This window comes from Mesorhizobium sp. M1312, assembly GCF_040318115.1.
Lineage (GTDB): Bacteria > Pseudomonadota > Alphaproteobacteria > Rhizobiales > Rhizobiaceae > Mesorhizobium.
In genome coordinates, this window is record NZ_JAMYLQ010000003.1 from 320,622 (window position 1) to 333,760 (window position 13,139).

The following is a 13,139-nucleotide window of genomic DNA, read 5'->3' on the forward strand; positions in this document are numbered from 1 at the left end:
CCGAAACGATGGCGGTCCTTCGCGCCCCCTCTGTCCGGCAGGATGGAGGGGGCGCTGTCCCGCAGGCATCAAAAGATCCTGCAGGATCTCTGCCCGCTACGCTCCGCCCTGGATAACGACAGCGCGTTATTTTGCTCGTGCTACCGCCAGCGCGCCGGGCAACTCCTCGGCAAAAATGTCGAGCTCGTGGTCGAGGCCGACGCTGACCCGGATGCAGCGGTCGAGCACCGGCACCATCGGCTTGCGGATGAACACATCGCGCGACAGCAGCGCCTGCAGCACGTTCAGCGCGAAGGCGCCGTCGCGGCCGCAATCTATGGTGACGAAATTGGTTGCCGACGGCAGCGGCTTCAGCCCGTTCGCCTCGGCTATTTCAGCGATGCGCCGGCGGCCGGAAGCAACCCGCGTCACCACGCTTTGGAGATAGTCCTGATCGGCAAGCGCCTCGACGCCGTCGATCTGCGCCATGCGGCTGACGCCGTAATGGTTGCGGATCTTCTCGAAATCGCGGATCACCTGGGCGTCGGCCACTGCGTAGCCGCAGCGTATGCCGGCCAGCCCGTAGGCCTTCGAGAAGGTGCGCATGCGGATGACGTTCGGCCGCGCGACATCGATCGGCGGCAGCGCCGAGACCGGGCCCAGCTCGCCATAGGCCTCGTCGAGCACCAGCATGGTGGTCTCCGGCAGGACTTCGATGAAACGGATGAGCTCCGCCGCTTCCCACCAGCTGCCCATCGGATTGTCCGGGTTGGACAGGTAGACCAGCGGCGCATTTCCCCTGGCGACCGCAGCCAACAGGCCGTCGAGGTTTTCCCGGTCGTTCTCGTAGGGAACCGCGATCAGCCGGCCGCCGACGCCGGCAATATGGAAATTGAAGGTCGGATAGGCGCCGAGCGAGGTGACCACCGCGTCGCCCGGCGCCACATACATGCGCGCCACTAGGCTGAGCAATCCGTCTATGCCTTCGCCGACCACCACGTTTTCGGCGCTAACGCCGAGATGCGCGGCGACGGCCACCTTCAAATCGTGATTGTCGGGGTCGCAATACATCCACATGTCGCGGGCAATGCCGGCCATGCGGGCGATAACGCGCGGCGAGGGCCCGAAACTGCTCTCATTGGCGCCGATGCGGGCGCGAAAGGCGCGACCGCGATCGCGCTCCTGCGCCTCCGGGCCGACAAACGGCACCGTGGAAGGAAGCGCACTGATGATCGGCGTGAGGGGAGGGCGCTGGCGCATGGCAAAGGCTCGTTCGAAAAGGGCCTTCTTGCTAGCGCGGCGCAGTTGGCCGCGCAAGCTCCCGCCTTGGCTGCAACCAGCATGCTGGATTCCCCCCGCTCTTTTTGCTAGCGAGATATCTCTTTTTGCTAGCGAGATATCATGAACAATCGACTCCCACCTGCTTGGTCAAAGCACATCAAGCCCGGACCCACGCCGAAAGCGAACGTGCCGGTAGTGAAGCCTTTGGTGAACCCGCAGAAAGGAAACGCCCAATCGCGTGCGCAGGCCGACGACGCGCTGCTGAAACAGGCATATGCCTTTCAGCAGGCCAAGCGGCTCGACGAGGCTCAGGACCTATGCCTTCGGGTTCTGGCGCGCACGCCGAACCATCCGCTCGCCTTGTACATCTTGGGGACCTTATACCTTGGGTACGATGATGAGAGGGCCTTGCGATGTTTCGCACGGGCGGTCGGCGAAGAACCTAAAAACCCCTACTACCACCTCAGCCTGGGCGAGGCCTATGTGAAGGTCAGCGAGTATTCGCCAGCAATCAAGCATATGCAGTATGCCTTGGAACTGCAGCCCGGCCTTATCGAAGCACTTTGTGCATTGGGGCGCACTTACACGGCGTTTGACAAACCCGACATGGCTTTGCCGCTTTACGAGAAGGCGCTGAAAATCAACCGCGACCATCCTAAGGTGCGAGCCGGCCTGGCCGGCGCGCTCAGCGGCCTGGGGCGCATGGATGAAGCCGCCGTCTACCTGAAAGAAGCGATCGATCGCCGTATTGGTGTGCCGGCTGCCTACAACGACCTTGTACAGACGCGAAAGTTCACCGAGGAGCCCGAGGAGCTCCAATCCATCCTTCGCGAACTCGGCAATCAGAAACTTGGTTCGGAAGCCGCGCAGCAACTCCATCACGCCGCCGGCAAGGTGCTGAACGACCTCAAGCGCTATGATGAGGCATTCGACCACTTCAACCGGGCGAAACAGGCCTCAGGCCACAAGTTCGATATCGACTTGTATCGTCGGTGGATCGATTCGATGATTGAGACCTTCACGCCGGACTTTTTGGCTGCCCGGGCCGGCTATGGAAATCCTTCCGAAGTGCCTGTGTTCGTGGTCGGCATGCCCCGCTCGGGGACGACGCTCACGGAGCAGATCTGCGCCAGCCATCCCGATGTTCATGGGGCAGGGGAGCTTAGCAAACTAAGGCGGGTCGCGAATGCGATCGGCCTCAAGACATCATCGGCTGAAGATTTGAACCAGCCCACCACGTCGATCACAGAAGTCCTGTCCAAAACGCTGGCCGAAGAGCATCTGTCCTATTTGCGGGAGCGGGCGCCTGCCGCACTTCGCGTCGTGGATAAGATGCCGCACAATTTTGAACTGATCGGCCTTATCGGGCTTCTCTTCCCCAACGCACGCATCATTCATTGCCGTCGTGACGCCATCGACAATTGCGTCTCCTGCTTTGTCCTCAACTTCAGTGAGGCGCACAGCTACAACACCGACCTGAAAACACTGGGCCTGTACTATCGCGAGTATGACCGCCTGATGCGGCACTGGAACGAGGTCTTTCCGGGCCTTGTCTTCGAAAATCGCTACGAAACGCTGGTCGACGACCAGGAAGCCCAGTCACGCCGCCTGATAGATTATCTCGGGCTGCCCTGGGATGACGCCTGCCTGCGCTTTTTCGACAGGGATGGTTCGGTCAACACGCCCAGCCGCTGGCAGGTTCGTCAACCGATTTACAAATCGTCCGTCAAGCGCTGGAAGAATTATGAAAACGAAATTCAGCCGCTGATACAGTCGCTGGGCGATCTTGCCGAGATTTGACTTGAGGTCGGCAATCCACATTGCGTGGACCGCGAGACTCTGAATCGCATACGCGTGCGAACCGATTTTTAGCGTGCGGCCGGCACCGGTCAGCATCCCTCCCTTCGTCATCCCAGGGCGGAGCAAGGAGCGAAGCGACGCGCAGACCCTGGGACCCATGCCGTGACCTGAGGGCAGTGCTCCTGCGGACCAGAACCGAACGCCACCACCCTGTTCGCCAAAAACTCGAACCACTCCGGATTGGTCTTCTCCGTGGCGGAAACAAGCGCCATTCCGAACCGCTGCATTCTTCGGCTGATGTCACGGAATGGATCCCAGGGTCTGCGCTCCGCTTCGCGTCGCTTCGCCCTGGGATGACGAAGGCATGATGGCTGATGACAATCGCCGGCGTTTGAGATTTGGCAATTGAAGGCCGATTCGGCAGAGAACGACTGTGGCCGATATTGGCGGCGCCATGCATTACGCCTTTGACAGCCACGCCCATACGAAAAAACCCGGCGGTTGCCCGCCGGGTTCGAGTTCAGTCAGACGCTGCTGATTAGAACGAGCGCTGGAAGCGGAGCATGCCGCCGAGGCTGTCTTCGTCATCCGCACCGGTCCAGTTGCTGAAGCCGGCCTCGCCGAACTCGCCGGCGTGCAGGTAATCGACTTCGGCCGTGATCGTCAGGCCCGGAACGATATCATAGGCAATATTGGCAGCGATGCCGAGGTTTTCGCCTTCGTCATACGAGATCTGGGTGTTGAACGAGGTCTTCTCGTTGATGGTGTAAGTGCCACCGCCCCAGACCGCCCAGTTGCCGCTCCACAGCTTGTACATGCCGCGGCCGCCGGCGACGGGTGTTACGAAGCCGGCATCCTCGTAGTTGTCGTCAGTGCCGTAGCCGGCCATGATGAACAGCGACAGGTTCTCCATCGGGGTGACGTCGAGGCGGACCTTGCCGGAAACTTCTTCGTAGTTGGCGTCGTAAGCAATGACGCCGGTGATGGCGCCCCAGCCCTGCGTCCACTTCACGCCGCCTACGACATGCGGAACATAGCTGTCGATCGTGAAGTCGCCATAACCTTGTTCGAGCGAGACCACGGCCGAGAAGCCGTTGCCGGCGTCGAAATAGTACTGGACGACGTTGGTGTCGAAGCCGCCGTAGGGAACCAGCGTATCCTGGATGACGTTGCCGGCGTAGCCGATGAACGTATCGAAGGCCGATTCGTCTTTACCGACGCGCAGGCCACCGAGCTGGATCCAGGCGAAGTTCAGCGAAATGCCTTTGTTTTCGGCAGGGTTATTGACAATGACCGTTTCGCCTGGCAGCGGGGGCAGCGGACCCGGGCCGTCCGGATCGGGACCGGGGACGTATGTGCTGCTGACGTGTCGGTTCCGGTTGCCGAAGTTGAAGCGGGTTTCGGTGTAGGTCTTCAAGGTGCCGAGTTCGGTTTCCTGGCCGGTCCAGGTCTTCAGGTTAAAGCGGGCCTGCTTGTAGTAGGTGTCCTGAATGTCGCCGTCCTCGACGTCGAAGTTCTCAGCACCGTCGAACGAGCCGACGTCGCCGACGCCGATGTCGTAGCGGACATAGCCGCCGATGCGCAGGCAGGTCTCGGTGCCGGGGATGTAGAAGTAGCCAGCGCCGTAGACGTCACAGATGCGGACGTATTCAGCGGGTTCCGGCTCGGCAACGACGACGGCGTCGGCGGCGCGCGCACCGGAAACTGCGACCAGTGCCGCAGCGGAGCCAAGAAGAAGGCTCTTGATGTTCATTTTCTGACCTCCAGTCAAAAGTTAAAAAACGGGTCTGGGTATTCTTTGCTGAAGGACAGCGTTCCCTGCCCCATCCCCACTACCGAAAAAGATGCGCACCGCGCCGCTCCTTCGAATTCGACATTACCCATGAGGCGGCGGCGTTCAACCACCATCGCACCGGCGAAAGGTCTGTGCAGGCGCTATCCCCCTACCTTGTTGCACAAATGACACGATTTGGCCTCACTCGGAAAGCTCCCATTAATCATTGAGCCCCTTGTGAGCCCTTGCAATCCGGCCAATTCCGGCAATTGCCCCTCCCGGAATTGCGACGATGTCGTGAGTCGTCAGCCAAGGGATTGCCGCAGAATCGCCGCATGGCAAAATCGCGGTTTCGGCAGAAGCCGGTTTTTTCAACGATAATGGGTCAGGCTTGTTGATTGTGCCGGCGCTTTTCTTTATCCACCGGCGCAACGGAGAGGTGGCCGAGTGGTCGAAGGCGCTCCCCTGCTAAGGGCAAGCGGCCGACCGTTAATACCGCCAAAAATTCCATAAAATTCAATCGCTTATGTTCGGACGGCTTTGAGCCGTTTCGGCGCATTTTACGGATTTTTTACGAATCCGGTTTTCTCGCGAGCTGTTTCATGAAGATCTGAACCAGCCTCGCGAGAGCAAAACCTATCCTCAATATCGGTAGTTTGAAGGGGCCGGCGACCATGTCCGCTCGCAGCCAACAGCCGCGCACTGCTTCGCCTGCCAGGCTCTGCCAGGCACCGCTTGACCTTGTGGATTCCCTTTATCCTGATGATCACAAGTCCTGTGACGACATACGATTGCCTTCTCCTGCTCCCAGCGCGCACCAGATTCTGGGCTCGTCTTCGGAAGGTGGCAAGGGAGCGGTTCATTTATGGACGCTCGTTCCTCACAGGATGACGGCGCCCATGACTTCCTTGCTGACATCATCGACGAAGCCGGCGATGCCCCATCAAACCGACGAATAGGAGATCTCGCGGAGAAGCAGCCGCGCTGTTCCTATATTCGATGTCGCATCCCGTCATCGCCGGTCGGACGGAGAGGGTCCGCTTTTTGCAACTGCTCACCTGGACACGTCTGTTCGTTGTCAGCCCCAATGCTGCCTTGCGGCAATGTGCCTCGCTGCCGACTTTCAGCGCAAGACAATGAGCGGCCGGTTTGGGCGGTTAGCGGTCGGTCGGCTTGCGGTGCAGGGGATAACGATAGCGGACATTCAACCTGCAAGGCCCGATGTCGTGGCCTGACCCTAGGCAGACGCCTTGCGGCCGGCCGGCCAACGTCCGCTCTGGACGTGGAAGCTGACGTCGCGTTGCTCCCGCTCGAGACATAAGGCGGGAGACCGCAATCTGTTGCATCAAGCCGGCAGCGGCTCGTGGAAACGGCACCAGCCATTTGGGCTGATTGCACCGGCAACGATCTCGCACCCGTTTGGCTCGCGGAAGTGAGTACACCCACCGCAGCGTCGGCCATGATTTGGGGTGCCCTGGTAAAGCGCCAGCGCCTTGGTTGTCTTTCCGGCTGCCATCGGTCCAGTCATACAGGCTGAAAGGCCGCCGGCGCTGGCAATCGCCGCACCGGTCACAGAGACTTTCAGGAAATTGCGGCGAGACAGCACTCGACTTGAAGCTGCCGATCCGTGGTTCACATCATCATCTTTGCTCATGGTCTTTCTCCAAGAGCAGCCGCTATGAGGCCGCTCGGTTTCCGGCGGCGCATCGTCACTCGTCGCAAAAGGCTCAGGTGCTCTTGAGCGTGCCGTTCATCCCTTCCGGATAGAAGCCGCCCTTGCTCACTCCATCCCTGTCGGTGAGGTAGACGATCCGGAGCACCTCCCGCGGCGTTCTGGTGAACGCGATCGCATCGGGCGTCGACGGAACGATGTTGGCTTTGCCGTCCGCCTGGATACTCTGGTCCTTATCGTCCGATCCGTCGATTTTGTCTCGGGCATCGGAGACAGCATTGGCGGCCTTCCAGGCTTCCTCTCCCTTCCGGTATAGCGTAGATCGCGCCATTCCCATGTGGTAGGCCTCGACCGCCAGGATGCCTGCGGCGGCTGCGAGGAAGTCCTTGTTTTTCAGAACTGTCGCAGCACCGGCATAGGCGGTGACGCCGACATCCTCAAACAGCATCCCGCCGAGAACGAAGTTCGTTTCGTTGCCGAAGGGGTCGAAGTCCGCACCGAGACCAGCTGCCTCCGCAACCGCCTTGAACCCTGCATCGAAATCGATCGCCGGCCGGTCGACGGCGTTGGCTCCAAGCGTCTTGCGGTAGAAGCGAACGTGCGCGAGTTCGTTTTCCGCGACTTCCTGCATGAATTCGCCGATGGCCGGCGTCTCGAACGAGACTTGCTTTCCACCAACGACGTCGCCGGGTTTCGAACCGACATCGGCTGCTTCGATGCCCATTCCGGTGGTGCCGCGGAGGTAGTATTCAGCCTCCATGTATTCGAGGTTGAGCGCAAAGCGGAAAATGTCCTCGTCCGATATGTCTTGTGCCAATACCGGTGAAGGCCGTGCGATTCTGCCGAGTGCCGCTCCGGCACCGAGTACGACAAGTCCCTGAAGCGACTGACGCCGGGATAGGTGAAGTGCGCCCTGCATGGCGGTCTCCTATGTTTGTTGATTCAACACCGCTGTCAGCACCGCGGCGCCGAATGCATTTGCCTGACGATTAGATGGTCCGGGCCGCCAAAATATTCCCGCGTCCCGCTACAAGAGCTCCGCGAAAGAAGCCGGCGTAATCTCGGCGTGGACGGCGTCTACGTGCGCTCAGTCGCCGCGTTCAACTGATGAGTAGCCTTTCGAACCAGGCGGATTGCGAGCCGATCTAACACTGATTGCGCGAGGCGGTCACAACGGGCGCCAGCGAAGAGAAACGTATCCGTGAACACGGTGGCGAGCTCGTCCCGCAGCGCCTCGCGGAGCAGCCGGCGTGCTCGATAAAGGCGGGTGCTCACTGTCTGAGGTCGCAACTCCAAAAGAAAAGCCGTTTCCTCAATGCTCATTTCCTCAACGTCCCGCATGACAAAGACGATGCGAAAGGGCTCTGGCAAGCCACCGACGGCTCGCTCCAGAAGGCTGCGGATTTCAGCGAGAGCGGCCGCCTCTTCGGGATCAGGCTTGTGGGCGCTGAACGGAGCGACCATGCCTTCGATGGCTTTCACGTCGACGGTGGGCCGCCTTTTCCGGCGGCGTCCCAGCGCCTCATTCAGCGCGATCCGGGTGAGCCAGGTCGACAGCCGCGCCTCCGCGCGGAATTCGGCCAGATGGGTGAAGGCGTGGATATAGGTCTCCTGAAGTACGTCCTCCGCCTCGGTGTCGTCATTCAGGACGGCGCGAGCGACCCGGTGAAGCTGCTGATTGTGACGCTTGATGATTAACCAGAATGCGGCGGGGTCACGCTGTCGCGCGTGTTCAACCAGCCCCGCGTCGTCAAGGTCCTCGATCCTCACTGCCTCGGTGGATCCAGTCGGCTTCATCATAGGCGCTCCAGATGCATCAGCTTACTATGAGATAAGCGTTTTCCGGGTTTCGGTCTGCAGCCCGGTGGAGACTTGGAACTCTAGCGGACCAGAGGTCTGCTCACCAAGTAAATCGGACCTTGTTGTGGAGCAGTTCCATCTTCCGGTTTTGGCGCAACGTGCTCGTTCTGGTTGTTGAGCCGAATGGCAACTTCCCATCCATTTCGGCGTTGGCGGCGGCCAGCTGGTGGAGTTTTGACGCTGCACGTCGGCGTGCGAGATCGCCGCTGCCGGGACGGCCGGTCGCCGGCACGCGCACGGGCGGGGGTGGGGTCGAATGTGGGGCCCACCCGATATGCAGGCGGCTGGTTTCAGCGGCAGGCCCAGTCGACAGCTGGGGAGGTAATGATCACAAATACCCACCGCTCGCTTCAACAGAAGTGCCTGGTCTGCGGTCTCCCACTGCACTGATCGGCGGTGTGCGACCTGACGTGGAGCGCATCGCGTCAAGCCCTTGAGGCCGGTTCGGGGGCCGCCGCCCGCCACCTAGTTTACGCGGCGCGTCGTTTGGGCGAGGTGGAACCCCGAACGGGGTCGACGAGGATCGACGGCAGTAGCGATGCTGTGGTGGTGATCGCAATAGACGCGGTCCGGCGAGGTTGGCCCAGCACAAAAGCGGTGGCCGCCGGGCACTAACGGGTCTTCGCGAACCGGAAAGCGGCATTGACAGCAGCCCAGCCTAATGAGGGGGACGCCGCTCGTACTTACTTAGTCTGGCAATTTCAGGCATGATGTCTTTCAGGATCCTAGGGTTGGCAGTAGGCCATCGCCATGACGTACTAGTCTGCTTCCACCGTGAAGGGCAGCACGACCGTGTCGGGGCGAGCTTTCCTCGCCTTGGCTGGCTATGGACCACCATGTGGTATCGGGCGCTGCTTCAATGAAGTCCGAAGTTTGCTTTCAGAAGCCATTTGAATGCTGGAGGCCACAGCTGCTGATGGTAGGTGCGCTTGGACTTTCCAAGACAGGAAGACCGTCGGACCCGCTGCGGCTCCACCTTTGCCGTTTGTGTTTGCAGCTTCGCGGCGTTTGGCGACCATGTTGCGCCTTGCGACCGCCGAACCCGGCTGACGCGAGGTTTGGAGCTCCAATGCGTCGCTTCAACCAGCGGCGTCAGAGTCCGTGTTCCGGTACGGTGAACAGGCTCACAGGGTCAGGGATGCCGCGGATGGGGAAGTCGCCCAGTTCCTCGACGGGCTCTTCGATCAATTCAGCAACCCTGTCGGACAGGAGCAAGCGCCGCCCGGTCGTTTTCGATAGCGGTTCGATCCGCGCCGCCAGATTGACAGTGCGCCCAATGGCGGTGAAGTCGAGCCGATCCCTGGATCCGATATTGCCGAAGAATACGGGACCGCGATGCAGCGCAATTCCCATGCTGAGCGGCCGCCAGGAAAGGTCGCGCGACGGCTCGCCGGACTGAGCTTCGTTCAGGCTGTCCACCGCAACCAAACCGTTCCGAGCGGCGGCGAGTGCCGCAGCGGCGGCGGCCGGCGCCGACTGCATGCCGAAAATGGGAAAGGCCGCCAGCATGCCATCACCGACAAATTTCAGGACCTCACCGCCTTGTTCATGCACCGCATCCACGAGACCTTCGAAAAAGGCGTTCAGCAACTGGATCATCTCGGCGCTATCGATGCGATCCGAGAGGCTGGTGAAGTTGCGCATGTCGGATACCCAGATGACCGCCTCGATGGTCTCGCCAAATCCGCGCCTTATGTCGCCGGCGAGGACCCGCTTGCCAATGCGTCGGCCGAGATACGCATCGAGCACGTGCTCCGCGATCTTGCCACGCGAGACGATCTCGACATTGAGCGCCAGAGCCGGGCGCAACGCCTCGACGGCTTCGATGGTGGCGCGGGAAAAGCCCCCTGCTTGCCGTGTGGCAAGCGTCATCAGCGTAAACTGGCGGTCGTCCCGCTTCAGCGCGAAGCCCCAATAGTCCGTGTATCCGGCCTCCGCGAGGGTCTGCATGATCGGGTATGTCGACTGCGCCACTGAATCCTGGGGGTTCACCCGAATTGACCGGCCCTCCTCGATGATCGGCCTGAGGGGGCTGGTCAGGTAGTCGGTTGTTTCGCGGACATGCGCGTTGACTTCCACCTCATCACAGACACCGAGATCTCCGCGCCAGTGCGCCGTGATGCCCACAAGCTGCGGATGCAGCGTCGACATGTTGAGCGTTGCCCGCTCGATCGGCTGGCCTGCCGCGACCAGTCGGGCGATGACGCCGTCCAGCAGCTCTGCCGGTCCGGCGGATGCTGCCGTCCCCGACATCAGCCAGTCGAGCGCCGTGCCATCATCTGTCGTGACTAGCGAAATGGGTCGGCGCCGGACCAACTGGAGATCAGGCGGATATTCCAACCCCACCGGACCAGTCGACAGCGATGCTTCAGCGAGTTCGGATCGTTGAGCCGGCATCATTCCTCGCGGCGTCATTCAAACGACAGATAGGCTTCCGAGGGGCAATCGCCAAGCTCCTATCATACGGCCTTTGAGCCCATCACTGTCTACAAACGATCTTGCCGACTTCTGTTTCTCCCTACGTTCCTTTCGTAGACTTCCGTGATCGGGAGCATGAGGTAACAACATGTCCAAGCTGAAAATCGCGGTCATCATTGGTTTCACGCGCGATTCCCGTTTCGGGCCGGCGCCCGCACAGCGGATCTTCGAACTGGCCCGGAAGCGCGAAGAACTCGATGTGGAAATTCTCGACCTGAAGGCGAGAGATTGGCGGAAAGGTGACTGCAAAGCCCTGTGCCAGCAGGTGGATCTTCCGCCGAAGCAGGCGCCAGCAATGTCTGGCGCGACCTGCTCGCGCAGATGAGCCAAGGGCAACTTTTCGCTCTCTACGGTCATTCAGTTGCGAGTGTTGCATGACGCGATCTGACCCGAAGGCGACGCCCACACATCAGATTCTGAATGGCAGCTCTGCGCCGCATGGCGGCCAAAAGCGGACATCGCTATTGCGCTCCCGCCTCAACCAAATCGCTCTGACGCGATCAAAGACGATGTGTTAGGCTCTAGCGTAATTGCGAACGGATCAATGAGAGGGGAACGACGTGAGCTTCAGGATTGCGATTACCTCGGACCCACAATATCCGTGGTACGACGGCGACAAGGACGCCAACGGCAACATCACTCAACAGGGCTATCCGCCCGATTTATTCGACGAAGCGGCGTGGTCGCAAAGCTCGAAGGAGCAGATCCTAGGTCAGTACGCCGCGATTACCAGGGATGCGAATGCAGCGGGGAAAGATCCAATCGCTGCCGTCATCATCAACGGGGATCTCACGTCCACCGGCTTAGACACGGAACTGCAGGTATGGAGCGACGCCTTCGAAACGCTCCGCGTGCCCGCATACCCGGCGTTGGGGAACCACGACTACTGCAACTACGTCGATGACAGCTTCAACAACAATCGCGCCAGCCGCATGGTCGACTGGATGTGGGCATGGCTGCAGAACAACAGGACCAAGCTGCGGTCAGTCGATTTTTCGGAAACCGGCTTTGGCTTGCCGCTTGGAGCCAAGACGTTCACCGGCAGCCTGGCCTATTCCTTCAATCTCGGCTCAGTGCATTGTGTGATGCTGCACAATTATCCCTTCTACACGCGCAAATGGCACTACCAGATCGCGACGGGGGGACAGCGCAATTACATCATTACGTCCTCATGGGACTGGCTTGTCGAGGACCTTGCTCACGCGAGACAGCGCGGCGACGCAATCTTCGTTTTCACTCATGCCTACTCGGATGATCAGTTCAAGCCCGGTGCCGCTCTCGACCAGTTTAGGTCACTGATGTCGCAAACTGGCGTATCTGCAGTATTCGCGGGCCATATACATAAGGATTGCAAACTGATCGATACCATCGGACCTGGTGGCATCCCGGTGTTCCGTTCGGGTGCGGGTTCGCAGCAGAATTTCCTGATGTTGGATATCAGCTTCGAGCCGTCTCCAACCTTTACCGTTTCCGTGCTCGACTCCAAAACCGTCCCGCCTTCGAACGACAAGCAGAACTACGTCCCCACTCTAATCTACCCCCCCGGAACGCTGAATGTGGTCGTGGGCGAAATGGCAATCGTCGGTGGACGGATGAATGTCGGTGACAGCAACTACGCGCCGGGCAGTATACATGACGACCCTGAGTGCGCCTGGGGCATCCAAGGTACAGCAGAAAAAACGTTGGGGCACGGATTTGGCTTGAACTCCGCTGACAAGCGCGTTGTCGCAGATCCCTCAGATCCCTCCGGCAGCTGCTACCTCATGGCTCAGGTTCAGGCGGCCGACGCGGTACAGGACGGAACCATGGTGGTCACCGGCGGCTATGTAGCGGACACTAAGGGTGGCAGCGCTCTGGCGAACACCCAATGGGGGTCTCCAAGCGGCCGAACGCAGCTTGCAGCAAAGCTGTGGACTTGGATGAAAGACAAAGACCAGTACGCCTATCTGTATTTCTGGGTGGCGCCTTGGGGTGCCCCTGATTCAAAACCATTTGTGGTTACCGGCGGCGAACAGGTGTTATGGGAGGCAACCTCAACAAGAAAGCTTGGCCAAGACACGCCTTGGGGCTATCAAGGGCGCAACTCAAAAGCTGTGCAGATTGCGCACGCTCGCACGTTTATTGACGGCGTTCACAGGCCGATGTCTTATTTCACGCTTTATCCCGCTCAGCCTTAGTGGATCGCGAAAGCCATCTCGCAATGGAAGCAACAACGTGTCGTCGCTTTGGGCGGCCGAAGCTGCCGGACAGAATCGCACCGGATTTTGAACGACCGCATGCCGTCAATTTTGACCA

The 13,139-nt window shown here is 60.1% G+C and carries 9 protein-coding genes; 3 read left to right on the forward strand and 6 right to left on the reverse strand.

What is annotated here, in order from left to right; translation table 11 throughout:
* Positions 1 to 126 precede the first annotated feature (126 nt).
* Positions 127 to 1,239, reverse strand: coding sequence for a pyridoxal phosphate-dependent aminotransferase (locus NKH36_RS06745; RefSeq protein WP_352960840.1), 1,113 nt, complete (start codon positions 1,237 to 1,239; stop codon positions 127 to 129).
* Between the two features lie 141 nt (positions 1,240 to 1,380).
* On the opposite strand from NKH36_RS06745, the gene NKH36_RS06750 reads away from it, so the two are divergent.
* Positions 1,381 to 3,060 carry a tetratricopeptide repeat-containing sulfotransferase family protein gene (locus tag NKH36_RS06750; RefSeq protein WP_352960842.1) on the forward strand — a complete coding sequence of 560 codons (1,680 nt, stop codon included), beginning with the start codon at positions 1,381 to 1,383 and terminating at the stop codon, positions 3,058 to 3,060.
* 538 nt (positions 3,061 to 3,598) lie between these two features.
* Here the strand turns inward: NKH36_RS06750 and NKH36_RS06755 are convergent.
* From NKH36_RS06755 to NKH36_RS06775, 5 genes are all read right to left on the reverse strand, one after another.
* Positions 3,599 to 4,813: a porin gene (locus NKH36_RS06755; RefSeq protein WP_352960844.1), complete on the reverse strand. Its 1,215-nt coding sequence runs from the start codon at positions 4,811 to 4,813 to the stop codon at positions 3,599 to 3,601.
* 1,366 nt (positions 4,814 to 6,179) lie between these two features.
* Positions 6,180 to 6,488, reverse strand: coding sequence for a twin-arginine translocation signal domain-containing protein (locus NKH36_RS06760; protein ID WP_352960846.1), 309 nt, complete (start codon positions 6,486 to 6,488; stop codon positions 6,180 to 6,182).
* 73 nt (positions 6,489 to 6,561) lie between these two features.
* On the reverse strand, positions 6,562 to 7,425 hold the full coding sequence (locus tag NKH36_RS06765; protein ID WP_432612833.1) for a ferritin-like domain-containing protein: 864 nt from the start codon (positions 7,423 to 7,425) through the stop codon (positions 6,562 to 6,564).
* Positions 7,426 to 7,583: 158 nt separating this feature from the next.
* Positions 7,584 to 8,306: an RNA polymerase sigma factor gene (locus NKH36_RS06770; RefSeq protein WP_352960848.1), complete on the reverse strand. Its 723-nt coding sequence runs from the start codon at positions 8,304 to 8,306 to the stop codon at positions 7,584 to 7,586.
* A gap of 1,152 nt (positions 8,307 to 9,458) precedes the next feature.
* Entirely contained in the window at positions 9,459 to 10,763 is a 1,305-nt protein-coding gene (locus NKH36_RS06775; RefSeq protein WP_352960850.1) for an adenylate/guanylate cyclase domain-containing protein, read from the reverse strand.
* Between the two features lie 169 nt (positions 10,764 to 10,932).
* Between NKH36_RS06775 and NKH36_RS06780 the strand changes: the two genes are divergently transcribed.
* Positions 10,933 to 11,169, forward strand: a complete 237-nt coding sequence (locus tag NKH36_RS06780) for a hypothetical protein (protein WP_352960852.1) — start codon at positions 10,933 to 10,935, stop codon at positions 11,167 to 11,169.
* A gap of 235 nt (positions 11,170 to 11,404) precedes the next feature.
* Entirely contained in the window at positions 11,405 to 13,021 is a 1,617-nt protein-coding gene (locus tag NKH36_RS06785; RefSeq protein ID WP_352960854.1) for a metallophosphoesterase family protein, read from the forward strand.
* The last annotated feature ends 118 nt before the right edge of the window (positions 13,022 to 13,139 follow it).